Below are 24,870 nucleotides of genomic sequence, written 5' to 3'. Positions count from 1 at the left end.
GTTTGACTGTCACACTGACTGACGGGAGCTAGAAAGTGGTTGGATCGCACCCTGACAAGGCAGGGCGGCGTGGTCGCGCGCCGTCCCAGCGCCAGTTGCGCGTCGGCGAGGAAGTGCGTCATGTGCTCGCCGGCGTATTCCAGCGCGGCGAGTTGCACGACCCGGAGCTGGATGGAGTCTCGATCACGGTGAGCGAGGTCTCGGTCAGTCCGGACCTTCGCAACGCCACCGTCTTCGTCATGCCGCTCGGCGGCGCCCATGCGGACGACGTGCTCGCCGGCCTGAAAAGGGCGGCGCCGTTCCTGCGCACGATGCTGGCAAAGCAGATGACCCTGCGCACCGTTCCGCGGATGCGCTTCATCATCGACACGGCGTTCGAGACCGCCAGCCGGATCAACCAGATGTTCCAGGACCCGGTGGTGCGTGCCGATCTCGAAAAAGACGAAGACGGGGAAGAGGACGGCAATGGCGCGTAGGAAACGCGGCAATCCGGTCAATGGCTGGGTGATCCTCGACAAGCCGTTGGGCGTCACCTCGACCCAGGCGGTTTCCGCCGTCCGCCGTGTTTTCGACGCGCAGAAGGCGGGTCATGCCGGGACGCTCGATCCGCTGGCGACCGGGATCCTGCCGATCGCCCTCGGCGAGGCGACCAAGACCGTTCCCTATGTGATGGATGCGTCGAAGGAATATACCTTCGAGGTGACCTGGGGCGAGGAACGCTCGACCGACGATCTCGAGGGCGCGGTCACAGGAACCTCCGAGGCGCGCCCGGACGAGGCTGCGATCGAGGCCGCGTTGCCGGATTTCATCGGCACGATCACCCAGGTCCCGCCGAAATTCTCCGCCGTGAAGATCCAGGGCCAGCGGGCCTACGATCTTGCGCGCAACGAGGAGCCGGTCGAGCTCTCGCCGCGCGAGGTGCGGATCGATTTCTTCGATCTGGTCGAGATGCGCGGCGCCGACCGGGCGCTGTTCCGGGTCGGTTCCGGCAAGGGTGCCTACATGCGCAGCCTGGCGCGCGATATCGCCCGCGCAACGGGAACCCTCGGGCATATTTCGATGCTCCGGCGGCACCGGGTGGGCCCGTTCCTCGAAAAAGATGCGATTTCTCTGGATTCCTTGAAAGCTTTGGATCATAGTCCCGCCGCTTTCGAGCACCTATTGCCGGTGGAAACGGCGCTGGACGGCATCCCGGCGCTCACTCTGGCCGGTGCAGAGGCAAATAAGCTCAGATGCGGTCAGTCCGTCCCGGTCTTCCGGGCCATGGACCTTGACCGTTTCGGAGATCTCCGGGAAGGCGACCTGATGTACGCCGTTTCCGGGGGCAGTCCCGTGGCGATCGGACGGATCGACGGCGGCTGTATTTGTCCCATGCGCGTACTCAACCTTTGACCTAGGAGTATCCGATGTCGATTACGCAAGAGCGCAAGACCGAGCTCATCGGAAAGTTCGGCCGCGAAAAGGGCGACACCGGTTCGCCGGAAGTTCAGGTTGCGATCCTCACCGAGCGCATCGTGAACCTCACCGAACACCTGAAGACCCACAAGAAGGACTTTCACTCCCGCCGTGGGCTTCTGATCATGGTCGGCCAGCGCCGCCGCATGCTCGACTATCTGAAGTCGAAGAGCGTCGAGCGCTATCAGACCATCATCTCCGAACTGGGCCTGCGCCGCTAATCCGTGCCGCAGGACTAAGGAACAGGACCGCACCCGCCCCGCGATTGCCGTGGGGCGGTTTGCGTTTCTGCAGGGCTTCGATGGACAGCCGTTATCGGGCGCCGTGATTGGCATTTGACGCCCCCGGCGATCCATGCGATTGAAGGCCCGCTCAATAGAGGAAAAACCGAAGAACCGCACCGATATCGACACCGAGAAATATGAGCCGGGTGTCACCTCGTTCGAACTGTATTCGGTGACCGAGGGCCTCCCGGACCGTTCTCCCGCGCCAGACGAGGCGCTGCGTTTGAAGAACCGTCCCGGACAGCCCCATACCACACGAGACAGCATATTGACCGAGGCTCGGAACCGAGCGGTTCAGCTTTGAAGGAAAGCTGAATGTTTCAGATCTACAAAAAAGAAATCGACTGGGGCGGGCGCAAGCTGACGCTCGAAACCGGCAAGATCGCGCGCCAGGCCGACGGCGCCGTGATGGCGACGCTCGGTGAGACCACCGTGCTTTGCACCGCGGTCTACGCGCGCCAGCCGAAGCCGGGTGTCGACTTCTTCCCGCTGACCGTGAACTATCAGGAAAAGACCTTTGCCGCCGGCAAGATCCCTGGTGGTTTCTTCAAGCGCGAAGGCCGCCCGACCGAGAAGGAAGTGCTGACCTCGCGCCTCATCGACCGGCCGATCCGTCCGCTCTTCGTCAAGGGCTTCAAGAACGAGACGCAGGTCATCTGCACCGTTCTGTCGCATGACCTGGAGAACGATCCGGACGTCGTCGCCATGATCGGCGCCTCCGCCGCGCTGACCATTTCCGGCGTGCCGTTCCTCGGTCCGATCGCGGCCTGCCGCGTCGGCTACAAGGATGGTGAGTACATCCTTAACCCGCGCCAGAGCGACTTGCCGGACTCAGAGCTTGATCTGGTCCTCGCCGGCACCCAGGAAGGCGTGCTCATGGTCGAGTCCATGGCCTCCGAGCTGTCCGAAGAGGTGATGCTCGGCGCCGTGACCTTCGGCCACAAGGCGTTCCAGCCGGTGATCGACGCGATCATCGACCTCGCCGAAGCCTGCGCCAAGGAGCCGATGGATCTACCGGGCGAGAGCGAAGACGTCGCCCGCGTGCGCGATGCCCTGAAGGCGGCGATCGCCGCCGACATGACCGAGGCCTATGCCGAGCCGAACAAGACCCAGCGGCAGGTCAACGTTGCTGCGGTCCGCGAGAAGGGCATGGCCATTTTCGAGGATGACGCGGACAAAGACATCGCCAAGGGCCTGATGAAAGGCATCGAGGCCGACGTCGTCCGAGGCGCGATCCTGAAGACCGGCCAGCGGATCGACGGCCGCGACACCAAGACGGTGCGCCCGATCGTCTCCGAGGTCGGCATTCTGCCGCGTGCCCACGGCTCCGCGCTGTTCACCCGCGGCGAGACCCAGGCGCTGGCCGTCGCCACCCTCGGCACCGGCCAGGACGAGCAGATCATCGACGCGCTCGAAGGCGAATACCGCGAGCACTTCATGCTGCACTACAACTTCCCGCCCTACTCGGTCGGTGAAGCGGGCCGCATGGGCTCCCCGGGCCGGCGCGAAATCGGCCACGGCAAGCTCGCGTGGCGCGCCGTGCGGCCGTTGTTGCCGTCGAAGGAAGCTTTCCCCTACACCATCCGGGTCGTCTCCGAGGTCACCGAGTCCAACGGCTCCTCCTCGATGGCGACGGTCTGCGGCACCTCCCTGTCGCTGATGGATGCGGGCGTTCCGCTGAGCGCGCCGGTGGCCGGTATCGCCATGGGCCTGATCAAGGAAGGCGACGAGTTCGCGGTTCTCTCCGATATTCTCGGCGACGAGGATCATCTCGGCGACATGGACTTCAAGGTTGCCGGCACGGAGAAGGGTGTCACCTCCCTGCAGATGGACATCAAGATCACCTCGATCACCGAGGAGATCATGAAGATCGCGCTGGATCAGGCCCGGGACGGGCGCAAGCACATCCTCGGCGAAATGGCCAAGGCCCTGACGACCTCCCGCGAGGGCGTCTCCGAGAATGCGCCGCGTATCACCACCATCACGGTCCCGACCGACAAGATCCGCGAAATCATCGGCCCGGGCGGCAAGATGATCCGTGAGATCTGCGAGACCACCGGCGCCAAGATCGATATCGACGACGACGGTACGGTGAAGGTCGCGGCGGTCGACACCGCCTCCACCGAAGCGGCGCTCGAGCGGATCCGCTACATCGTCGCGGAGCCGGAGATCGGCGTGATCTACAACGGCAAGGTCGTGAAGACCGTCGATTTCGGCGCCTTCGTGAACTTCCTCGGCGCCAAGGACGGCCTCGTTCACATCAGCGAGCTGAAGAACGAGCGCGTCGGCAAGACCACCGACGTGGTCAATGTCGGCGACCAGGTGAAGGTCAAGGTCATCGGCTTCGACGACCGAGGCAAGGTCAAGCTGTCGATGAAGGTCGTCGACCAGGAGACCGGCGAAGACCTCTCCGAGAAGCCGGCCGAGGAATAAACACCATGGGCCTGCGGCTATCCCGTGTGATCGGACATCGCGGGGTGGCCGCTACGGCGCCCGAGAATACATTGACCGGCTTCCGCCTGGCGGCGGAGGCCGGTTTTTCATGGGTGGAGTTCGACGTCATGCTGAGCGCGGACGAGGTTCCGATGCTGCATCATGACGAGAAGCTGGGCCGCACCAACGACGGCCGCGGCCGGTTCTGCGCGCAGGACGCGGAGGCCCTCGGGCGCCTCGATGCGGGTGCCTGGTTCGCGCCGGACTTCGCCGGCGAGCGGATCCCGAGTTTCGCCGACGCGATCGCCTGCTGCCGTGCTCTCGGCCTTGCGATGAATGTCGAGATCAAGCCGGCCAAGGGCCACGCCATCCGGACCGCGGAAGTGGTCTCGGAGACGCTGAACGCGCTCTGCCCGGATCTGACGGACCGGATCGTGGTCTCGAGCTTCGAGCGGGAATGCCTGGAAGTGGCCAAAGAAAAAGCCCCGGATTTTCATCGGGGCTATCTCTGTGAGCGTCTGGCAGACGGGTGGCGGCAAGCCGCCGAAGATCTTGGATGCGTTTCGGTCCATCCGAACCATCGCCCGCTCACCGAGGCGGCTGTCGCCGCGATCCGGGATGCGGGCTTCAGAACCCTGACTTATACCGTGAACGATCCGCTGCGCGCCGCGACCTTGATCGCGTGGGGCGTGGACGCGGTCATCACCGACGAACCTTCCCTGGTGGCTGCGCTCGCCTGAGCCGCACGGCCGGCGTTCATCCGCGCCAGATCACGCCAGTATCCCAGCATGAAAACCCGCATCGCGGACGGAACCGAGCTGTCGCCACGGGTCCGGTCGATTTCGTTGATCAGCGCCTTGACGTCATAGCCGAGCCGCTTCGACACCATGTCGAACATGTCCCACTCCTCGGGATGCAGGCAGATGCTCGTCCGCCGGTTCTCCAGACGGAAGTGACGGCGCACCATGCGGCTCGCGTCGTTATCCCCGTCTTCCACCGTCTTCAGGGCCGAATTGAATATGTCTTTACCCTGTCCCGACGGTTTGAAGCTGTCTGCCATGAGGTGTCTCCAGTAAGTAGGGCATTCATGAGTGTCACTATTCCCAGAAAAATGGGAAAGCGCAAGCGTAAATTGTTTAGGCTACGCGTCTAGCGTGCTGATTTTGCATACCTATGTACACAAAATGAATCTAACATATTGTTTTTATGGGATAAAAATTATTCAGTCTGTTTCGTGTGATTTTCAGCCCTGGCAAAAAATTCCCAAAAAAATGGAAATTGCATTCCCAGAAAAATGGGAATAGACTTTCAGTATGGGTCGGTACAAGAAAGCGATATCTCAACTCGAAGCGGAGCTGCGGCACCGCTGCCACCGCTATTACCTCGAGTCGGGAATACGGAAGTACAAGTTCGCCTCGGCGGCAGGGATTTCCGATACTCTTCTGAAAGATATCGACAGCCCGGAATTCGAGGCGTCGCTGAAGACCCTTCAGCGGCTCGACGAGGTCATCCCGGAGGATTGGGAGCCTGCGAGCGACGACGCGAACGAGAAGCTGATCGTCCCCGCAAAGAACGATCCGGTCATCGGATACAAGATCTGGGAAAGCGACCTCAGCCGCAGCCGGAAGATCTATGTGCGCGATGAGATGCTGCACGGGCTCGACCCGGACCAGGTGGAGCGTTGCGCGGCCTATATAAATAAAGTGCGCGAACCGGACGGCCGGCTGCTCGAGACGAAATTCAAGATCGCCGTGCTACGGGCGCTGGCGCCGCAATGCGCGATCCATATCTTCAATGTCGGTGAGGACGATCCGAACGCCTTCTTCATCGAGCACTGGGATAACGGCACCGGTATGTGGAAAGGTGCCGACATTACGGGGATGAAGTTCGCCGAGCTCGATGACGAGGCCCTGCGGGGCTGTCAGCTTGAGGATTATCTCGTCTGCCGCGAAACCCAGTGGCCGAACCTTGCCATCGTGCACCGCAATTACGCGCATGGAGAGGAGCGGCGGTTCCTGCGCCTGCTGTTCCCGTTCGAGTCCAAGGACGGATTGCCGAAGATCCTCAGCATCACCCGCCCGCAGACGAACGGCCTGGCCGTCGACCTGCTGCAGAAAAAGCTTCCGGGATACGAGCCGGGCGGCGGCGAAGGCGTCGTCGACCTCAGAACCCGCCGTCCCTGATACAGCCCTCTATTCTTCCTCGCGATCCGGCTTGGGAATGGCGACGGTGTGGAAACCGCCGTCGACATAATGAATCTCGCCGGTGACCCCGGTCGAAAGATCGCTCAGCAGATAAAGCCCGGCCTGCCCGACTTCGTTGAGGGACGCATTGCGCTTCAGCGGCGCATTCTTCTCGGCGAAGCGGAAGGTGTGGCGCGCATCGGCGATCGCCGAGCCGGCAAGCGTCTTCATCGGGCCCGCCGAAATCGCGTTGACGCGGATCCCGTGCTCGCCCAGATCGGCGGCGAGATAGCGCACGCTGGCCTCGAGCGCGGCTTTCGCGACTCCCATGACATTGTAGTTCGGCGTCGTCCGGTTGGCGCCGAGATAGGACAGCGTCAGCATGCTCCCGCCATCCTTCATCAGCGGCCAGGCGCGGCGCGCGATGTTGGTGAAGGAAAAGCAGGAGATATCCAGCGTGTTGAGAAAATTCTCGCGGCTGGTATCGGCATAACGCCCCTTCAGCTCGCCCTTGTCCGAATAGGCGATGGCGTGCAGCACGAAATCGAGACCGCCCCAAGCGGTGCCGATCTCGTCGAAGGCACGGTCGAGCGCGTCGTCATCGCCGACGTCGCACATCACCGCGAGCGTGGAGCCGACGCTCCCCGCCAGCGGTTCGACACGCTTCTTCAGGCTCTCGTTCTGATAGGTGAAGGCGAGTTCCGCCCCCTGGCCCGCGACCGCGGAGGCAATGCCCCAGGCAATCGAGCGATCGTTGGCGACGCCCATGACGAGGCCGCGCTTGCCGGCCATCAATCCCTGGAACGGCACGTTCTCGGCCTCGCGCTGATCGGCAAGGTCGTCAATCAGGTCGGTCATCCCGCTCGCCCCTCCGCTCAGGCGTCGTACTTCTGAAATGCTAGCACGGCATTTGTTCCGCCGAACCCGAAACTGTTGGAAAGCGCGAGGCGAATCCCGGCATTGTCACGGCGTTCGCGCAGGATCGGCATGTCTGTCGCTTCGGGATCGACCTCGTCGATATTGGCCGAGGCGGCCATGAAGTCGTCCTTCATCATCAGCAGCGTGTAGATCGCCTCGTGCACGCCCGTCGCGCCCTGGGAGTGACCGGTGAGGGACTTGGTCGAGCTGATCGCGGGAATCGCGTTCCGCTTTCCGAAGACCTCGCGGATCGCTTCCAGCTCCTTTGTATCGCCGACCGGAGTGCTCGTGCCGTGCGTATTGATGTAATCGACTGGCTGGTCGATGCCCTTGAGGGCCATCTGCATGCAGCGCACCGCGCCCTCGCCGGACGGAGCCACCATGTCGACCCCGTCGGAGGTCGCGCCGTAGCCGACGATCTCGCCGTAGATCTTTGCGCCGCGGGCCTTGGCGCGTTCCAGTTCCTCGAGGATCAGAACCCCGCCGCCGCCGGAAATGACGAAACCGTCGCGGTTCGCATCATAGGCGCGCGAGGCCTTTTCCGGCGTGTCGTTGTACTTGGAGGACAGTGCGCCCATGGCGTCGAACAGTACGGACAGGGTCCAGTGCAGCTCCTCGCCGCCGCCGGCCAGCATGATGTCCTGCTTGCCCATCTGGATCAGCTCGTAGGCATTGCCGATGCAGTGCGAGCTGGTCGAACAGGCGGACGAGATCGAGTAGCTGAGGCCCTTGACCTGGAAGGCGGTCGAGAGCGTCGCGGAATTGGTGCTGCACATCACCCGCGGCACCATGTAGGGGCCGACACGCTTCGGACCCTTCTCACGGGCGATGTCGAACGCGTTCATCATGTTCGAGGTGGAGGGGCCGCCGGAGCCCATGACCATGCCGGTCATCGGGTTGCTGACCTCGTTCGGCTCGAGCCCCGCATCGGCGATCGCCTGTTCCAGCGCGATATAGTTATAGGCCGCGCCCGGGCCCATGAAGCGCATCTGCTTGCGGTCGATATGCTCTGCCGGATCCAGCTTGATCGACCCGTGCACGTGGCTGCGGAAGCCGAGATCGGCATAGTCCGGGGCGAATTCGATGCCTGACTTTCCGGCCTTGAGGGACGCGGTCACTTCCTCGGCATTGTTGCCGATACTGGAAACGATCCCGAGGCCGGTAACGACGACGCGACGCATGTCAGCTGGCTCCCTCGGCGGCGGTGTTCTGGAACAGACCGACCCGGATGTCTTTGGCTTCGAAAACTGTGGCTCCGTCGCAATCGACGCGGCCGTCGGCGATGCCCATATAGAGCTTGCGCATGATCACGCGTTTCAGGTCCAGAGTATAGGTCAGCAGTTTGGCGGTTGGCAGGACCTGGCCGGTGAATTTCACCTCGCCGACCGAAATCGCGCGCCCGGAACCCGGTCCGCCCATCCAGCCGAGGGTAAAGCCGAGCAGCTGCCAGAGCGCATCCATGCCGAGGCAGCCGGGCATCACCGGATCGCCCTCGAAATGGCATTTGAAGAACCAGAGGTCCGGCTTGATGTCGAATTCGGCCGTGACCTCGCCCTTGCCATAGGCGCCGCCCTCGGTCGAAAGCTTGGTAATGCGGTCGAACATCAGCATCGGCGGCATCGGAAGCTGTGCATTTCCGGGGCCGAACAACTTTCCTTTCGCGCAGGCGATCAGGTCGTCGTAATCGAAGCTGCTCTTTTCCTTGAAGTCCAACAATGCTGTTCCTTCCCGCAGACCGGCTTTCACTGCGCTGCCGGTTTCATTCGGCTCCATGATAGACCGCAACCCGGCGACCGCGCTATCTCCCACATTTCATGCACCGCGTACCGCAGATAAGGTACCCAACGCAAGCGATCACATGTTGCGCCTTATAGGATCTCTTGACATATGGGGCTTATTGACGCTCTGTCTAAGGTTTGAAATGCCTAGGCAAAGTCGAGCCCGAGAGACCTAAAGGGAAACCGGGAATGAGCGGTGCGGAAGTGAATATCGATAGCGAAAACCTGTCCGGGCGTCTGACCCGTGCAGGCTTGCGTCCGACACGTCAGCGTCTTGCGCTCGCGGATCTTCTCTTCGCGACCGGCGACAGGCATGTGACGGCCGAACAGCTGCACAAGGAAGCTGCGGAGTCCGGTATCACGGTCTCGCTTGCCACCGTCTACAACACACTGCATCAGTTCACCGAATCCGGACTCCTGCGCGAGGTCGTGGTCGAGTCCGGCCGGTCCTATTTCGACACGAACATCACCGACCATCACCATTTCTTCATCGAGGACGAACTCTGCCTGACGGATATTCCGGGCGAGAAGATCGGCTTCGTGAACATCCCGGACGCGCCGGAAGGCACGGAGATCGAACGGGTCGATCTCATCATCCGTCTGAAATCCAAGGATCAGTAAGCCGGGGGCGAAGCCCTAGCGCAGGGATTCGTCGACGCGGACGCCCCAGATCGCCGAGCGGTGCACCCAGCCGCTGAGGCCGGATACCTCGATCTCGCACCATTCCCGCACGCAGCTGTCGAGCCAGGCGACGACCCCAGCCTCCATATGCGCGACCGCGGGCGAGCTGTCCGTCGCCTCGCGTCTCAGGGTCTGCTTGCGCCCGATGACGAGGACCGAACGGCGGCCGGAGAGCATGCTCTGGTGGACCCAGCCCTCGGTACCCTCGAAATCCCGGATCTTCCGCCAGTTCTCGAATTCCGAGACGATCTCCACCGGCATGTTCTCGCGTACGAAGACCCAGTCGACCGGATAGCGCACGCCGGGCCCGGTCCGGACATTGACCTCGTCGGCCCGCAGCGTGACATAGCGCGGGATCGGCAGGCCGGTTACGCTGCCGACGGTTTCGGCCCGCGCCGGCGTATGGACCGTCACAAGGAGCGAGGTCGGCACGATCAGCAGAACGGCGAGCAGCGAAAACAGTCTGAACAGCATGGATCCGATCCTGAATTTCCGGTCAGCATACCACTAGAGATGGGGGCTGATAAGGGGGACGACCGCTATATAGCGGGGAGGCCGGGCGCTTTGTGGACAATTCGCCGGACCCCTGATATTTCCCGGTTTATCGCGCCGTTCCTGGGGAGGGACATAGCCCATGACCACCAGCAAGCCGCTTGTCATCGTGACGAGGAAACTGCCGGACCCGGTGGAAACCCGGATGATGGAGCTGTTCAATACGCGGCTCAACATGAGTGACGAGCCTTTCACCCGGGAACAGCTGCAGGCGGCGATGGCCGAGGCGGACGTCCTGGTGCCGACGGTGACGGACAAGCTGGATGCGGCGCTGATCGATGGCGCCGGGCCGAAACTCAAGCTCATCGCCTCCTTCGGGACCGGCGTCGATCACATCGACGTGCCCGCGGCGAAGAAGAAGGGGATCATCGTCACCAATACGCCGGGTGTCCTGACCGAGGACACGGCGGACATGACGATGGCGCTGATCCTCGCGGTCTCGCGCCGGCTGGTGGAGGGCGAGAAGCTGGTGCGCTCGGGGAAATGGGAAGGCTGGGGTCCGACAATCATGCTCGGGCACCGCATCCACGGAAAGCGGCTCGGCATCATCGGCATGGGACGGATCGGCCAGGCGGTGGCCAAGCGGGCCCGGGGCTTCGGTCTCTCGATCCACTATCACAACAGGCGCCGGCTGCATCCGGAGATCGAGCAGGAGCTCGAGGCGACCTATTGGGAGAATCTCGACCAGATGCTGTCCCGGATGGACATCATCTCGGTCAATTGTCCGCGCACGCCGGCGACCTTCCACCTACTGAACCAGCGCCGGCTCGCGCTGCTGCAGCCGCATGCCATCATGGTGAATACCTCGCGTGGCGAGGTGGTGGACGAGAATGCGCTTGTCCAGGCCCTGGCGAACAGGGACTTCGCCGGTGCCGGGCTGGATGTCTTCGAGCACGAGCCGGAAGTCGATCCGCGGCTCCTGAAGCAGCAGAACGTGGTGCTGCTGCCCCATATGGGCTCGGCCACGATCGAGGGCCGGATCGACATGGGCGAGAAGGTGATCGTGAACGTGAAGACCTTCGTCGACGGGCACCGTCCGCCGGACCGGGTCCTCGAACTGGATTTCTAGAAAGCCTACTGGCCGAAGAAAGCGCTGGCGTGGTCGGAGCCGAACATCGTGCCGATCAGCAGGATGGTCAGGACCAGCGCGACGGTGAAGAACGGCATCGACCAGGAGCCGGTGGCCTGGAGATCGGCCTTGCTCGGCACCACGCCGTTCTCGGTCCTGTTGCTCGTCTTGCGATCCTTCGCCATTTCCCCTTGCTCCCGGGACGGCCTCCATTCCATCCATAAATGGAATCGGTCGGCTGCATCCCTCTGCGATTGCTTACGTAACGGATATGGTCATGGAGTGAGTCATTCCAAACCATTACCGAGTCCCGCTGTGGCAAACTACACAGGTCAAACCGGGCGGAAATGGGGCGGTGTCTAGGCGATTTCGCGGATCGTGGGGTCGGTGCCGCAGAGCGTGCAGCCGGGATCGCGGGCGGCCTTCATCTTGCGGAAGGTCGGGCCGAGCGCGTCATAGATCAGAAGATGGCCGGAGAGCGAGCTGCCGAGGCCGAGCAGTTCCTTGATCGCTTCGGTCGCCTGCAGGGTGCCGATGACCCCTGCAACGGCGCCGAGAATGCCGGCCTCCTCGCAGCGCGGGATCATGCCGGGTGGCGGCTCGCTCGGAAAGAGGCAGCGGTAGCAGGGCTCGCCCTCATGTCCCTTGACGCCGCCCCGGAAGGTCGCGAGCTGGCCCTCGAAACGCAGCAGCGAGCCGGAAACGAGCGGCTTGCCGGCGAAATAGGCAGCATCGTTGGCGAGATAGCGGGTGGCGAAATTGTCGCTGCCGTCGGCGATCAGGTCGTAGTCCCGGAACAGGCGTGAGGCGTTGGCGGCGGTCAGCCGTTCGGCATGGGTCTCGACCCGGATGCCCGGATTGATCCGGGCGACCGATGCCGCCGCGGACTCGACCTTCGAGACCCCGACCGCATCGGAGGCATGGGCAATCTGGCGCTGCAGATTGCTGAGATCTACCACGTCGTCATCGACGATTCCAAGCGTGCCGACGCCCGCCGCGGCGAGATAAAGCAGGAGCGGCGAGCCGAGCCCGCCGGCGCCGATCACCAGAACTTTCGAGGAGAGCAACTTCTCCTGCCCCTCGTCGCCCACCTCATCCAGGATCAGGTGGCGGGCATAGCGGTGAAACTGCTCGTCGCTCAGCTCCATGCCGGCTTATTCCCCGAGACCCTCGAAGAGGGCCGTCGAAAGGTAGCGCTCGGCGAAGCTCGGAATGATTGTGATGATGCGCTTGCCCGCCATCTCCGGCCGCTTGCCGATCTCCATCGCGGCCCAGAGCGCGGCGCCGGAGGAGATCCCGCCCGGCAGACCCTCGATACGGGCCGCCTTGCGGCTGGTCTCGATCGCCGCCTCGTTGCTCACCTTGACGATCTCGTCATAGATCCCGGTATTCAGGATGCTCGGCACGAAGCCGGCGCCGATGCCCTGGATCTTGTGCGGAGCCGGGTCGCCGCCGGACAGGACCGGGCTGGCCTCGGGCTCGACCGCGACGACATGGAGCTTCGGGTTGCGCTGCTTCAGCACGCCGCCGGCGCCGGTGATGGTGCCGCCGGTGCCGATGCCGGAAACGAAGACATCGATGTTGCCACCCGTGTCCTTCCAGATCTCCTCGGCCGTGGTGCGGACATGCACGTCCGGGTTGGCCGGATTGTCGAACTGCTGCGGCATAAAGGCGCCCGGGGTCGCGGCGAGCAGTTCCTCTGCCTTGGCGATGGCGCCCTTCATGCCCTTCGGAGCTTCGGTGAGCACGATCTCGGCGCCGAGGAAGGCGAGCATCTTGCGCCGTTCGATCGACATGGATTCCGGCATTGTCAGGACCAGCTTGTAGCCGCGTGCGGCGGCGACGAAGGCGAGCCCGATGCCGGTATTGCCGCTGGTCGGCTCGATGATCGTGGCGCCGGGCTTGAGGGCACCGGACTTCTCCGCCGCGTCGATCATGGCGAGACCGATCCGGTCCTTCACCGAGGCGAGCGGATTGAAGAATTCCAGCTTGCCGATGATGTCCGCCTTCACGCCCTCCGCGGCCGCGAGTTTGGAGACGCGGACCAGCGGCGTCGCGCCGACCGTGTCGAGGATGCTGTCATAGATCCTGCCGCGGAATTCAGGTGAGTTCATCTCTTCCTCCCATGCCGAAGAATGTCTCCCGTTCAAGCTGGGTTCGCCAGCCGCGGGATTAAAGTAGTGCCGCAGAACGGGTGTCTGCGCGATCCGGCGCCAGCCTCACCCGGTCCCGGTCGAACCGAAACCGCCGCTCCCGCGCTCGGTCTCGTCCAGTGCCGTCACCTCGTTCCAGCGCGCCTGGATCACCGGCGCCACCACCATCTGCGCGATGCGCATGCCGCGCGTCACGGTGAAGGGCTCGGCGCCGTGATTGATCAGGATGACGCCGATCTCGCCGCGATAGTCCGCGTCGATGGTGCCGGGCGTGTTCAGCTGGGTGATCCCGTTGCGCAGCGAGAGACCGGAGCGCGGCCGTACCTGGCCCTCGTAGCCCGGCGGCAGCGCGATGGCGAGTCCGGTCGGAATGAGCTTCCGTTCGCCCGGGGCTAGCACAACGTCCTCGGCGATGGCGGCGAGCAGATCCATGCCGGCGCTGTCGGCCGTCTGGTAGGCGGGCAGCGGCAGGTCCGCGCCATGCGGCAGGCGCTGGACCCTCACGTCGACGGTGGCGCTGGTCATGCGCTGAAATGCTCCACGATGCGGGCGGCGAGTTTCTCCGCCACTTCTTTCTTGGTCAGCCGCGGCCAGTCCTCGCTGCCCGCGCCGGTGATGAGATGGATGGTGTTGGCATCGCCGCCGAAGGTCCCGGTTGCCGGGCTGACATCGTTGGCGAGGATCCAGTCGCAGCCCTTGCGGGCGCGTTTCTCGGTCGCGTGCTGGATGACCTTTTCCGTTTCGGCAGCGAAACCAACCACGAGAGCGGGCCGCTTCCCGTCCAGGCCGGAGATCGTCTTCAGGATGTCCGGGTTCTCGGTCATGGCGAGCGACGGCACCTTGCCGCTGCCGTCCTTCTTCAGCTTCTGCGCGGCCTCGGAGGCGACACGCCAGTCCGCGACGGCGGCGGCGAAGATTGCGATATCCGCCGGCAGGGCTTTCTCGACCCCGGCCAGCATTTCGCGCGCCGTCTCGATATGCGTCACCGTCACGCCCTCTGGGTCCGGTTCCCGCGTCGGGCCGGTGACCAGCGTGACCTCGGCGCCCGCCGCCGCGAGCGCCGCCGCGATGGCATGGCCCTGCTTGCCGGAGGAGCGGTTGGCGATATAGCGCACCGGGTCGATCGGCTCGTGCGTCGGCCCGCTGGTCACAACCGCGCGCTTGCCGGCGAGCGGCCGCGCTGCGGGGTCGAGCCGAGCCATGACGGCCGCGGCGATCGCCTCCGGCTCCGCCATGCGGCCCGGTCCGTATTCGCCGCAGGCCATGTCGCCCTCGTCCGGTCCGATGAAACCGATGCCTCGTTCTTTCAGAACCTTCATGTTCTCCTGCGTCGCCGCGTGGGTCCACATGCGCACATTCATCGCCGGTGCAGCGAGGACGTCGGTGTCGGTGGCGAGCAGCAGGGTGGAGGCGAGGTCGTTCGCGAGCCCCGCGCGCATCTTCGCCAGCAGGTCCGCGGTCGCGGGCGCGACGACGATCAGGTCGGCCGAGCGGGAGAGCTGGATATGCCCCATCTCCGCCTCGTCGGTGAGGGAGAAGAGCGCGCTATAGACCTTGTCCTCGGTCAGCGCCGAGAGGCTGAGCGGGGTCACGAACTCGGCGCCCGCTTTCGTCAGCACGGCGCGCACCGCGACCCCGCGCTTGCGCAGCAGCCGGACGAGCTCAAGCGACTTGTAGGCGGCAATGCCGCCGCCGACGATCAGCAGGACCCTTTTGCCGGAGGCCATGGGGCCATCCTCTCGATGTCTCAGACGGTGCGGACTGTAGGGCCGAGGCGGCGGAGAGGCAAGATCGTGGCGCCTTATCCCGCCTTCCTGAGCCGCGCCTCCTCGATCCGTTGCCGCGCGATCCGGTCGGCGACCTCGCCCGGGGGCAGGTCCTGGCGGGCGGCCTCGGTGAAGACGGCGTCCAGGGTCTGCATCAGGCGGTCGAGCTTGGCGCGAACCCATTCGGGGTCGTAGTTGCCGGAGATCTCGGCCGCGACATTGATGATGCCGCCGCCGTTGATGACGTAGTCCGGGGCATAGAGGATGCCGCGCTCTTTCAGCAGATCCCCGCTTTCCGGGACGTCGAACTGGTTGTTGGCGGCGCCGGCGACGACGGGGACCTTCAGCCGCGGGATGGTGTCCGCATTGAGGATCGCGCCGCCGGCGCAGGGGGCGAAGACGTCCGCGTCGACATCGTAGATCGCGTCAGTGTCGACGACGTCTGCGCCGAACTCGGCAACGGCGGATTTCAGTGCCGTCTCGTTCACATCCGCGATGACCAGACTGGCGCCCGCTCCGTGCAGCAGCCGGGCGAGGCCGTAGCCGACATGGCCGATGCCCTGGATGGCGACGGTGAGGCCCTTCACGCTCGGGCGCTGCAGCTTGTGCTTCACGGCGATTTTCAGGCCGCGGAAGACGCCCTCGGCAGTGACCGGCGAGGGATCGCCGCTTGCCGCCTTGCCTCTGGTCAATCCGGCGACATAGCGGGTGCGGCGGGCGACCTTTGCCATGTCCTCCGGGCCGATGCCCATATCCTCGGCGATCCAGTAGCTGCCGCCGAGCCGCTCGACGGCGTCGCCGAGGCTCTCGAGGAAGCGATCGGTCTTGTCTTTCGCCGGATCGCCGATCACCACCGCCTTGCCGCCGCCGAGCGGCAGTTCGGCCATGGCGTTCTTGTACGTCATGCCGCGCGAGAGCCGGAGCACGTCGGTTAGCGCGGCGTCGGTGCTGTCGTAGACCCGCATGCGGCAGCCGCCCGCGGCCGGGCCGAGAGCGGTGGAATGGATGGCGATGATGGCTTTCAGCCCGGTCTCCGGGCAATGGGCGTAGCTGACGGTCTCGTGGCCGTCGAAGCTGGCTGAGTCGAAGACGGTGGACATGATGTCTCTCCCGACAGGATCATTGCCGCCGGGCCGTCGAGCGCCGCATTTATCGTCGGCGCTCGGGCCGACGATCCGTTGTCTTAAATGTGGGGGATTCAGCCGAAAATTTCCGGTCGTATTTGGCCCGGAACCGGACCATCCGGTGCCGGGAACGCATGTTCCCGGTAACAAAGCTGCGTCGGAATGCCGCAGGGTGTCTCTAGCGCAGCTTCCGTCCCTCGCGGTAGCCGTAGCGGATCCAGTGCTGCTTCGGCGAAAAGCCGGACTCACGCACGTCCGGATTGGCGGCGAGATAGGCCTCCCTGTCGAAACCCTCGGCGAGCGCGACTGAATGTGCCGCGACCCGGCGGGCGACCCGTCTCACCGCTCTCTCGAAGAGGGTCCGTGCGGGCTTCCCGGCGGGGCCCTCGCTGGCCGGGACGGGCCGGCCGAGATACGTGCTCTGCTCGGTCTCGCCTGTCAGGATGTTGAAGGGCGCACGCACATATGTGCGGCCCTCGAAAACATCGCTGTAGGACGGCGTCCAGTACAGGCAGTCCTTGAAATAATAGTGGGTCACCTGGCTCCAGCGCGTGCGGTCGATATCGGCGTGGCGCGAGCCGCCATGCAGGAGATGGGCGGACCAGATCAGCGCCTGTCCCTTCTTCGCCTTGAAGGTGACCGGCTGGTAACTGTTGCCGCGGACGAGGTCCTGCCAGGCGAAGGCGAGTTTTTCGTGCAGCTTGTGCTGATCGGCGCCGGCAGCCCGCATGCCGATCCGGTCGTTGGTCAGCAACGGCGCGCGGTGGCTGCCGGGCGCATATTGCAGCGCGCCGTTGCCCTCGTCAGTCGGCTCGAAGGCGAGCCAGACGCCGCACATGAAGCCATCGGGAACGCTTGAGAAGAAGGCGGCGTCCGAATGCAGCGTCTGCTGGGTGCCGACCGGGAAGTTCAGGGTCTGGAACGGAAAGGCCTCGCGTCCGAAGACCGCGCTCAGGATCTCCAGAATCCGCTCGTTGCAGGCGATCTTCCGGACAGCCTCGACCTCCTGCCAGATGTCCTGGAGGCGAAGCCCGTCGGAGACCGGCCAGAGCTTCTCGCGCCAATGGTGGAAATCGAAACGGGGCGTGAGTGCGGCGTGGATCTCCTCCATCAGCCCGTCGATGCCGGGATCGGGGAAATCGACCACGGCATAACCGTCGCGGTGCAGGGCCTCGGCAACCCTCTGGATCTCGGGATCCGCATCCTTCAGCAGTTCGTGGCGCTGGGGATGGTCGAAGGTCGGAATGCCGGGAAGATTCGTCTCTTTCGGCGTGGCCATTGCGGCGGCCTCTCGATTGGGTGTGTCTGGACAGGGCGTGAATTTCTCCGCCGACCCTACAAAACTTGTGCCCTGTTTATCCACCCCGGCATGTTCGTTTTTCGACGGAAACCGGAAAATATCGAAATTTCTTCAATCGAAGAGCAGCGCCGGCACGGCGATGAAGAGTACGAGCCAGACCGGCCAGAACGAACGCGGCCGGCTTGCCGCCCGGTCCGGGATCGTGCGCGCGGAAAATCTACAATGTCGCCAGCGCGATCCTACTCACTTGACGAGCACGCGGTCTCGCCTTTCAGCCAGCCTCGCAAGACCGGCAAGTCGGTCTCCAGATCTTCCCGGCCGGTATGGACAAGGTAATAGGTCTCGCCCGTCAGATCCGGGCCGAATGGCCGGATCAGGGCGCCGCGTGCCAATTCCTCCGCGACAAGCACCGGGCTGAGCAACGCGACGCCCTGTCCGGCCAGAGTCGCCAGGATGAGATGATTGTCGTCGGTGAAGACCGTCGCCGCGTCGGTTGTCGGGGCCGGCAGACCTGCCATTTCGTGCCAGCGCGTCCAGCTTGGGGTCCGGGCGTCTTCCAGGCGCCACTCGCTGCGGAGCAGGGGCGCATTCTGAAGATCGCTGTAACTCCGGATGGCAAGGGCGGGGCTGCATATTGGCGCAAAGCGCTCCTCGAAGATCGGTTCCGCGACAAGGCCGGGGAAAGGTGCGCTTCCGTACCTGATGGCGAGATCCGCCTCACCACCATGCAGATCTACCGGATCGTCGGACGCATGCAGTCTAAGGGTAAAACCCGGTTCCGCGGCTTTCAGACCCGCCAATCTCGGGATCAGCCATCGCGCCGTGAAGCCGGTTGTCGCCGACAGTGTGAGGACCCGGTCGCGGGCCGGCGTGCGGATGCGGTCTACGGCCATCGCCATGGAGGCGAATGCGTCCCGCACGATCGGGAAGAGATCCCGCCCCTCGGGCGTCAGCTCGACCTTCCGCGGGGTTCGCCGGAACAGCTTTTTTCCGAGGCTCTCTTCGAGCTGCCGCACTTGATGGCTGATCGCGGTCGGCGTGACCGCCAACTCTCCGGCTGCATGCTTGAAGCTCAGATGTCTTGCGGCGGCCTCGAAGGCTCTCAATGCGGTGATGGGCGGTAAACGCGACATGAATGAATCTCATTCATCTTAATGATGAAAAATCCGAGTTTGTAAACGGCTCATCATAACAACAAATTCATCTGTGTAGCGATCCTTGACAGTGTCCCTCGACAAGGATCGCCCGTCCTTTCAAGCATCACGGGAATGAAATAATGAGATCCATACTTCGTATCGACAGCAGCGCGCGCTCCGGCCTCTCCGGAGATAGCCGGTTCGGGTCGCATAGCAGACGGCTGACGGAACGCTTCGTGGCTCAATGGCGTGGCCATTGTCCGCATGATCGCATTGTCAGTCGTGATGTCGGCGCCTCGTCGCCGAAACCCGTGAGCGGCAATTGGATTCATGCGGCCTTTACCCCGGCGAACGCCCGGGAGGCGTGGATGGAAGAGGCGCTGGCCGAAAGCGACGAACTGGTCGATGAACTCCTGGCCGCCGATATCATTGTCGCCGGGGTTCCGATGTACAATTTCGGGATGCCGGCCCAGTTCAAGGCCTACATCGACAATATTGTCCGCGTGGGCCGGACCTTCGGGTTTGATCGCGCGCGCGGCGATGTGCCGTACTGGCCGCTCGTGCCTGCGGGCAAGACCCTCGTCATCCTCTCCGCCCGGGGTGACTACGATTACGGTCCGGGCCGGCGGCTGGCGCATATGAACCATGTCGAGCCGGGGGTCGAGACTCCGTTCGCCTATATCGGCATCACCGATGTGCACCGGATCGCGATCGAGTATGACGAGTTCGCGGACCAGCGGCTGCAAGCTTCGATCGCAACTGCCGAGGCGGCCGTGGACAGACTGGTGCGGAAAATGGCCCGATCAGATGCCGCCGCAACCGCCGCCTGATCCGTGCCGGAGTCAGTCGAACAGCAATGCCAGCACGGCGATGAAGAGCGCCAGCCAGACCGGCCAGAAGGAACGCCGGCGGCGGGCGTTCTCCTCGGCGAAGCGGGCAACTGTTTCGGGATGCAGCTTCACGCCGCCCTCGGTGATGGAGCCGAGTACCCGGTCCGTCGTCTCGATGATCTGCGGCAAACGTTCCGCGAGCGCAACGGCATGGCTGGCCGCCTCGCGGACCCGCGCCTGGGGACCGCGATGCTCGCGCATCCAGTCCTCGATCATCGGCCGGGGCAGTTCCCACATATTGACGTCGGGATTGAGCGTCCTGCCGACGCCTTCGGCGACGACCATGGTCTTCTGCAGCAGCAGGAGCTGGGGTTGGGTCTCCATCTCGAACTGCTCGGTGATGCGGAAGAGCTGCGCCAGCAGGCGCGCGACCGAGATTTCGTTCAGCGGACGGCCGAGCAGCGGCTCGCCGATCGAGCGGCAGGCCTGGGTGAAGGCCTCGACACTCTTGTGCGCGGGGACGTAACCGGCGCGGAAATGCACCTCCGCCACCTTGCGGTAATCGCCGGTGAGGAAACCGGTCAGCATGTCGGCGAGATAGTAGCGGGTCTTCTGGTCGAGCCGTCCCATGATCCCGAAATCGACCGGCACCACGCGGCCCTCGGCATCGACGAAGGCGTTGCCGGGATGCATGTCGGCATGGAAGAAGCCGTCGCGGAAGACCTGGTTGAAGAAGGCGGTGGCGGCGCGGCGGAGGATCTCCGTCGGCTCCTGGCCCTGCTCGATCAGGGTCTCGAGGTCGTCGATCCGCGTGCCGTGCACCCGCTCGACCGTCATCACCCGGGCCGTGGTCCGGCTCCAGTCGACCTTCGGCACCCGGAAGCCCGGATCGTCCTCGAAATTCTGCGCCAGCTCGGAGGCGGCGGCGGCCTCCATGCGCAGATCCATCTCCATCTCCACGGTCTCGCGGAACAGCTCGATCACCTCGACCGGCTTCAGACGCCGGATCCAGGGCCAATGGGTCTCCAGCAGCTCGGCGATCCAGAGGAAGAGGTCGAGGTCCCGGGCGAAACGCTTCTCGATGTCCGGGCGCAGGATCTTGACCGCGACTTCCTCGCCCTCGGTCGTCACCGCGAAATGCACCTGGGCGATCGAGGCGGCGGCGACGGGCTTTTCCTCGAAGGAGGCGAAGACCTCCGCGATCGGCCGCTCGAGCTCTTGTTCGAGAGTTCGCTTGGCGATCTCTGTCGAAAAAGGCTTGAGGCGGTCCTGCAGGCGCGAGAGATCGTGCGCCTGCTCCTCGCCGATCAGGTCGGAGCGGGTCGCGAGCGACTGGCCGAACTTGATGAAACTCGGGCCGAGCGCGCTCAGCGCCGCGGCCAACCGCTCGCCGGGGCGCAGCCGGTCATAGCGCCGGTCGCGGAACAGCAGGACGAAGCGCGCGGCAAGCGCAAGGGCCGGCGCCTGCGGAATATGGGCGAGCGGCGCAAGGGCGCCGTGCCTGGCAAGGATCCAGGCCGAACCGCAAAGGCGGAGAAGGTTGCGCAGGGCACGCCACATGACGGGTCAGAGCTTCCAGGCGGAATGGATCGCCGCGATCCCGCCCGAGAGGTTGCGGTAGCGGATACGCCCGAGACCGGCCGCCCCGATGCGCTCGACGAAGCTCTCCTGGTCCGGGAACTTGCGGATGCTCTCGGCGAGATACTGGTAGGCCTCGCGGTCGTCGGCGACGCGGGCGCCGATTTCCGGCAACACCTTGAAGGAGTAGAAATCGTAGACCGGGTCGAGCGCCGGAATGGCGAGCCGGCTGAACTCGAGACAGAGGAAGCGGCCGCCGGGCTTAAGGACCCGCTTCGCCTCGCGCAGCGCCGCGTCGATATCTGTCACGTTCCGAAGCCCGAAGGCGATGGTGTAGAGGTCGACGGAACTGTTCTCGACCGGCAGCATCTCGGCATTGCCGACGATCCAGGTGAGGCCGTCGATGCCCCTTTCCGCCGCGCGCTCGCGGCCGACGGTCAGCATGGCCTCGTTGATGTCGCAGACCGTCACCGGGCCGCCGCCACGCGCCCGGTAGCGGAAGGCGATGTCTCCGGTCCCGCCGGCGACGTCGAGCAGTGCGAGGTCCGGCCGGGGCGCGATCCAGTCCATCAGCGCGTCCTTCCAGAGCCGGTGGATGCCGAGGCTCATCAGGTCGTTCATCAGGTCGTAGCGCCCGGCGACGGAATCGAACACCTGGCGCACCATTCCAGCCTTCTCGCCGACCGGCACGTCCCTGAAGCCGAAATGGGTGGTGGCGCTCTCTGTCATAGAGATGTTCCCGCTATTGCGACCGGCATCCTCGCCGTGTCCCTCCGTGATCTAGCCCAGAGTGACGCGCAATCCAACACTAGAAGCGTGCACGCTTGTCGCACGCCGCGCGCTCGCCTAGAGAGAAGGCGAGCGTCCAGGACGAGGAGCCGCCCGTGCCCGAACTGCCCGAAGTCGAAACCGTGATGCGCGGCCTGCAGCCTTTCATGGAAGGCCGGCGCTTGGCGCGCGTCGAGCAACGGCGGCCGGATCTGCGCTGGCCGCTGCCCGTGGATTTCGTCGCCCGTCTCGAGGGACGGCGCGTCGACCACATGACGCGGCGGGCGAAATACATCCTCGTCCATATGGAAGACGGCACGGTGCTGCTCTGGCATCTCGGGATGTCGGGAAAGGTCAATATCGACACGGTCCGCCCGGCGGAATTGGAGAAGCACGATCACATCGTCTTCACCATGGAGGACGGCACGGTGATCCGCTTCAACGATCACCGCCGCTTCGGCGCCATGGACCTGATCCCGGAAGCCGGGCTCGCCGGACACAAGCTGATCGCGGCGCTCGGCCCGGAGCCGCTCTCCAACGCCTTCAACGGCCCGGCCCTCGCCGCCGCCCTCAAGGGCAAGCGGACCCCGATCAAGGCGGCGCTGCTGGACCAGAAGGTGGTCGCCGGGCTCGGCAACATCTACGTCTCGGAAGCGCTTTTCCGGTCCGGCATATCGCCGCTCCGCCAGGCGGCGAACGTGCAGGGCCAGCGGGCCGAGCGGCTCGCCGCGGCGATCCGCGAGGTGCTGGAGGCGGCGATCCTCGCCGGCGGCTCCACCCTGCGCGACCACCAGCGTCCGGACGGGGAGCTCGGCTATTTCCAGCATTCCTTCCAGGTCTACGATCGCGAGGGCGTCGCCTGTCCGATCGAGGCCGGTCACGGTCCGGTCCGCCGCATCGTGCAGTCCGGGCGCTCGACTTTCTATTGTCCCCGCTGCCAGCGCTGAGGTAGAAGCAGCCGTCATGTCTATTCGGCGACAGATGAGGCGCGGGTCTTTGATCCCGGCCCTCCGTTCTCTTGCAAGCGTGCTGACTCTGGTCCTGCTCCTGGCTTTCGCCCGGACGGGAACGGCGGCGGACGGTTTTGTCGAAGGCTTTGCCGACCTGCCGCTGATGCCGGGTCTGGAACAGATCCCGGATGCCTCGCTTGCCTTCGATGCGGCCAGCGGCCGGATCGTTGTCGCTTTTGCCCGCGGACCCGTCTCCGCGGATCAGATCCGGTCCTTCTACGCGGAAACCCTCGGCCAGCTCGGCTGGAGCGGTGCGGGGGAGGACAGCTTCCAGCGCGAGGGGGAGAGACTCACGCTGGATTTCACACCGGACGGCGGAGAAATGCTGGTCCGGTTTTCCTTATTGCCAAGGTGACCGGAGCGGTCCGCCAAGGGCCGGACGGTATACGGATGAATGGGAGCGATCCGATGGCGTATGAATGTATTGAAATCGAGAAGCGCGGGCCGGTCGGCCTGATCACGCTGAACCGGCCGAAGGCGCTGAATGCGCTGTCGAGCGTGCTGATGGCGGAGCTGGGCAAGGCGCTCGCCGCCTTCGAGGCGGATGACGAGATCGGCTGCATGGTCCTGACCGGCAGCGAGAAGGCCTTTGCCGCCGGCGCCGACATCAAGGAAATGCAGAGCAAGAGCTTTGCCGACGTGTTCAGCGAGGATTTCATCACCAGCGGCTGGGAAGACCTGACCCGCTGCCGCAAGCCGGTGATCGCGGCGGTCGCGGGCTATGCGCTCGGCGGGGGCTGCGAGGTCGCGATGATGTGCGACTTCATCCTTGCCGCCGACACCGCCAAGTTCGGCCAGCCGGAAATCACCATCGGGACCATTCCGGGTTCCGGCGGTACCCAGCGCCTGACCCGTTTCGTCGGCAAGTCGAAGGCGATGGAAATGTGCCTGACCGGCCGCATGATGGATGCCGAGGAAGCCGAGCGCGCGGGCCTTGTCAGCCGCATCGTTCCGGCAGCCGAGCTGCTGGACGAGGCGATCAAGACGGCGGAGCGGATCGCGGCCATGTCGCGCCCCTCCGTGCTGATGGCGAAGGAGGCCGTGAACCGGGCCTACGAGAGCACTCTCGCCGAGGGCATCAAGTTCGAACGGCGGCTGTTCCACGCCACGTTCGCCACCGAAGACCAGAAGGAAGGCATGTCGGCATTCGCGGAAAAACGGCAGCCCAATTTCAAACACCGCTGATTCCTGAAATCAGTCGGATTTACGCGGTTGACGCGACGGGGGCACTCGTCTATAAGCCGCGCTCTTGATTTTCCGCGCATCGAGCTGGGATTAGAAGCAAATGGCGCAACATCAGTCTGCCAAGAAACGTATTCGCCGGAACGAACGGCGCCGGGTCGTCAATCATGCCCGGATCAGCCGGATCCGCACCTTCGTGAAGAAGGTCGAGACGGCGATTGCCGGCGGGGACAAGGAAGCGGCCCAGGCCGCCTTCAAGTCCGCGCAGCCCGAAATGCAGCGTGGCGTGACCAAGGGCGTTCTGCACAAGAACACCGTGGCCCGCAAGCTGTCGCGGCTGTCCGCACGCATCAAGGCGATTTCCGCTTAAGTTCTGTCGCGCCGACAGGACTGGATTGAAGAGCCGCGGCCCTTGCCGCGGCTTTTTCATATTTGCCGTCCGTGTTTGCCTGGGAACGGCTTTCCGTGACCGCTCGATGACAGTTTCGTTGGGGTTTGGTGACCGGAATCCGGTCCGGCAGCCTGGCCGGGTGCCCCGATGCGGCGCGTTTAGTTATAAAATCTCATTAAAAACAGTATGTTAATAACTTCCTTCCGGAGGATGAAATCGGAACGCGATGTCATCTTTGAAGGACGGAATTCAAGGCTTTGATTCAAAGCGGAGATTGAT

General features: G+C 64.2%; 28 protein-coding genes. 13 read left to right on the top strand and 15 right to left on the bottom strand.

Annotated features, from left to right (window positions below; translation table 11 throughout):
• The first annotated feature begins 35 nt into the window (after positions 1–35).
• The 5 genes from rbfA to ugpQ all read left to right on the top strand — a co-directional run bounded on the left by rbfA (position 36) and on the right by ugpQ (position 4,912).
• Positions 36–476, top strand: a complete 441-nt coding sequence (gene rbfA / locus IG122_RS14665; RefSeq protein ID WP_193184794.1) for a 30S ribosome-binding factor RbfA — start codon at positions 36–38, stop codon at positions 474–476.
• Positions 466–1,392, top strand: a complete 927-nt coding sequence (truB, locus tag IG122_RS14660) for a tRNA pseudouridine(55) synthase TruB (RefSeq protein WP_193184792.1) — start codon at positions 466–468, stop codon at positions 1,390–1,392. Before rbfA ends, truB begins: the two co-directional genes overlap by 11 nt.
• Positions 1,393–1,406: 14 nt before the next feature.
• Complete coding sequence (gene rpsO, locus IG122_RS14655; protein ID WP_193184790.1) at positions 1,407–1,676, top strand: 30S ribosomal protein S15; 270 nt, start codon at positions 1,407–1,409, stop codon at positions 1,674–1,676.
• A 378-nt stretch (positions 1,677–2,054) separates the two neighbouring features.
• Positions 2,055–4,172 carry a polyribonucleotide nucleotidyltransferase gene (gene pnp / locus IG122_RS14650; RefSeq protein WP_193184785.1) on the top strand — a complete coding sequence of 706 codons (2,118 nt, stop codon included), beginning with the start codon at positions 2,055–2,057 and terminating at the stop codon, positions 4,170–4,172.
• A gap of 5 nt (positions 4,173–4,177) precedes the next feature.
• A complete protein-coding gene (gene ugpQ / locus IG122_RS14645; protein ID WP_193184783.1) occupies positions 4,178–4,912 on the top strand; it encodes a glycerophosphodiester phosphodiesterase in 735 nt (244 codons plus the stop codon).
• On the opposite strand, the gene IG122_RS14640 is transcribed toward ugpQ, so the two are convergent.
• A complete protein-coding gene (locus IG122_RS14640; protein ID WP_193184779.1) occupies positions 4,813–5,232 on the bottom strand; it encodes a ribbon-helix-helix domain-containing protein in 420 nt (139 codons plus the stop codon). The genes ugpQ and IG122_RS14640 overlap by 100 nt on opposite strands.
• Before the next feature lie 253 nt (positions 5,233–5,485).
• Between IG122_RS14640 and IG122_RS14635 the strand changes: the two genes are divergently transcribed.
• Positions 5,486–6,355, top strand: a complete 870-nt coding sequence (locus tag IG122_RS14635; RefSeq protein ID WP_193184776.1) for a hypothetical protein — start codon at positions 5,486–5,488, stop codon at positions 6,353–6,355.
• A gap of 9 nt (positions 6,356–6,364) precedes the next feature.
• On the opposite strand, the gene IG122_RS14630 is transcribed toward IG122_RS14635, so the two are convergent.
• The 3 genes from IG122_RS14630 to fabA all read right to left on the bottom strand — a co-directional run bounded on the left by IG122_RS14630 (position 6,365) and on the right by fabA (position 8,986).
• Complete coding sequence (locus IG122_RS14630) at positions 6,365–7,147, bottom strand: enoyl-ACP reductase FabI (RefSeq protein WP_193186138.1); 783 nt, start codon at positions 7,145–7,147, stop codon at positions 6,365–6,367.
• A gap of 83 nt (positions 7,148–7,230) precedes the next feature.
• A complete protein-coding gene (gene fabB / locus IG122_RS14625) occupies positions 7,231–8,454 on the bottom strand; it encodes a beta-ketoacyl-ACP synthase I (protein WP_193184773.1) in 1,224 nt (407 codons plus the stop codon).
• Position 8,455: 1 nt separating this feature from the next.
• Positions 8,456–8,986 (bottom strand): bifunctional 3-hydroxydecanoyl-ACP dehydratase/trans-2-decenoyl-ACP isomerase, encoded by a 531-nt coding sequence (gene fabA / locus IG122_RS14620; protein ID WP_226893578.1) that lies wholly within the window; start codon positions 8,984–8,986, stop codon positions 8,456–8,458.
• 254 nt (positions 8,987–9,240) lie between these two features.
• On the opposite strand from fabA, the gene irrA reads away from it, so the two are divergent.
• Positions 9,241–9,672, top strand: coding sequence for an iron response transcriptional regulator IrrA (gene irrA / locus IG122_RS14615; RefSeq protein ID WP_226893577.1), 432 nt, complete (start codon positions 9,241–9,243; stop codon positions 9,670–9,672).
• Positions 9,673–9,687: 15 nt separating this feature from the next.
• Here irrA and IG122_RS14610 read toward each other — a convergent pair whose 3' ends face one another.
• The gene (locus IG122_RS14610; protein WP_193184767.1) at positions 9,688–10,206 is read right to left on the bottom strand and encodes an SH3 domain-containing protein; all 519 of its coding nucleotides are present in this window, start codon (positions 10,204–10,206) and stop codon (positions 9,688–9,690) included.
• Between the two features lie 160 nt (positions 10,207–10,366).
• Here IG122_RS14610 and IG122_RS14605 point away from each other — a divergent pair, with 160 nt between their 5' ends.
• On the top strand, positions 10,367–11,353 hold the full coding sequence (locus IG122_RS14605; RefSeq protein WP_193184764.1) for a 2-hydroxyacid dehydrogenase: 987 nt from the start codon (positions 10,367–10,369) through the stop codon (positions 11,351–11,353).
• A gap of 5 nt (positions 11,354–11,358) precedes the next feature.
• On the opposite strand, the gene IG122_RS14600 is transcribed toward IG122_RS14605, so the two are convergent.
• From IG122_RS14600 to IG122_RS14565, 8 genes are all read right to left on the bottom strand, one after another.
• Positions 11,359–11,538, bottom strand: coding sequence for a hypothetical protein (locus tag IG122_RS14600; RefSeq protein WP_193184761.1), 180 nt, complete (start codon positions 11,536–11,538; stop codon positions 11,359–11,361).
• Positions 11,539–11,712: 174 nt separating this feature from the next.
• Entirely contained in the window at positions 11,713–12,501 is a 789-nt protein-coding gene (locus IG122_RS14595) for a HesA/MoeB/ThiF family protein (protein WP_193184758.1), read from the bottom strand.
• Between the two features lie 6 nt (positions 12,502–12,507).
• The gene (gene cysK, locus IG122_RS14590) at positions 12,508–13,467 is read right to left on the bottom strand and encodes a cysteine synthase A (RefSeq protein ID WP_193184755.1); all 960 of its coding nucleotides are present in this window, start codon (positions 13,465–13,467) and stop codon (positions 12,508–12,510) included.
• Between the two features lie 105 nt (positions 13,468–13,572).
• Positions 13,573–14,031 (bottom strand): dUTP diphosphatase, encoded by a 459-nt coding sequence (dut, locus tag IG122_RS14585; protein ID WP_193184752.1) that lies wholly within the window; start codon positions 14,029–14,031, stop codon positions 13,573–13,575.
• A complete protein-coding gene (coaBC, locus tag IG122_RS14580) occupies positions 14,028–15,233 on the bottom strand; it encodes a bifunctional phosphopantothenoylcysteine decarboxylase/phosphopantothenate--cysteine ligase CoaBC (RefSeq protein WP_193184749.1) in 1,206 nt (401 codons plus the stop codon). Before coaBC ends, dut begins: the two co-directional genes overlap by 4 nt.
• A gap of 74 nt (positions 15,234–15,307) precedes the next feature.
• Entirely contained in the window at positions 15,308–16,372 is a 1,065-nt protein-coding gene (locus tag IG122_RS14575; protein ID WP_193184746.1) for a Leu/Phe/Val dehydrogenase, read from the bottom strand.
• 202 nt (positions 16,373–16,574) lie between these two features.
• Positions 16,575–17,675, bottom strand: coding sequence for a phytanoyl-CoA dioxygenase family protein (locus tag IG122_RS14570; RefSeq protein WP_193184743.1), 1,101 nt, complete (start codon positions 17,673–17,675; stop codon positions 16,575–16,577).
• A 260-nt stretch (positions 17,676–17,935) separates the two neighbouring features.
• On the bottom strand, positions 17,936–18,829 hold the full coding sequence (locus IG122_RS14565) for a LysR substrate-binding domain-containing protein (RefSeq protein ID WP_193184740.1): 894 nt from the start codon (positions 18,827–18,829) through the stop codon (positions 17,936–17,938).
• Between the two features lie 143 nt (positions 18,830–18,972).
• Between IG122_RS14565 and IG122_RS14560 the strand changes: the two genes are divergently transcribed.
• Positions 18,973–19,662, top strand: coding sequence for an FMN-dependent NADH-azoreductase (locus IG122_RS14560; protein WP_193184737.1), 690 nt, complete (start codon positions 18,973–18,975; stop codon positions 19,660–19,662).
• Positions 19,663–19,674: 12 nt separating this feature from the next.
• Here IG122_RS14560 and ubiB read toward each other — a convergent pair whose 3' ends face one another.
• Positions 19,675–21,222, bottom strand: a complete 1,548-nt coding sequence (gene ubiB, locus IG122_RS14555; protein ID WP_193184734.1) for a 2-polyprenylphenol 6-hydroxylase — start codon at positions 21,220–21,222, stop codon at positions 19,675–19,677.
• 6 nt (positions 21,223–21,228) lie between these two features.
• A complete protein-coding gene (ubiE, locus tag IG122_RS14550; RefSeq protein WP_193184730.1) occupies positions 21,229–21,969 on the bottom strand; it encodes a bifunctional demethylmenaquinone methyltransferase/2-methoxy-6-polyprenyl-1,4-benzoquinol methylase UbiE in 741 nt (246 codons plus the stop codon).
• Between the two features lie 155 nt (positions 21,970–22,124).
• Between ubiE and mutM the strand changes: the two genes are divergently transcribed.
• From mutM to rpsT, 4 genes are all read left to right on the top strand, one after another.
• The gene (gene mutM, locus IG122_RS14545; RefSeq protein ID WP_193184728.1) at positions 22,125–22,955 is read left to right on the top strand and encodes a bifunctional DNA-formamidopyrimidine glycosylase/DNA-(apurinic or apyrimidinic site) lyase; all 831 of its coding nucleotides are present in this window, start codon (positions 22,125–22,127) and stop codon (positions 22,953–22,955) included.
• Positions 22,956–23,004: 49 nt separating this feature from the next.
• Positions 23,005–23,373: a hypothetical protein gene (locus IG122_RS14540; RefSeq protein WP_193184725.1), complete on the top strand. Its 369-nt coding sequence runs from the start codon at positions 23,005–23,007 to the stop codon at positions 23,371–23,373.
• A gap of 53 nt (positions 23,374–23,426) precedes the next feature.
• Positions 23,427–24,203, top strand: a complete 777-nt coding sequence (locus IG122_RS14535; protein WP_193184722.1) for an enoyl-CoA hydratase — start codon at positions 23,427–23,429, stop codon at positions 24,201–24,203.
• A gap of 100 nt (positions 24,204–24,303) precedes the next feature.
• Positions 24,304–24,570, top strand: coding sequence for a 30S ribosomal protein S20 (rpsT, locus tag IG122_RS14530; RefSeq protein ID WP_193184719.1), 267 nt, complete (start codon positions 24,304–24,306; stop codon positions 24,568–24,570).
• Positions 24,571–24,870: the final 300 nt, after the last annotated feature.

The organism is Nisaea sediminum, assembly GCF_014904705.1.
GTDB lineage: Bacteria > Pseudomonadota > Alphaproteobacteria > Thalassobaculales > Thalassobaculaceae > Nisaea > Nisaea sediminum.
Note: the sequence above shows the minus strand (reverse complement) of the source record. Positions and strands in the feature narration are given on the sequence as shown.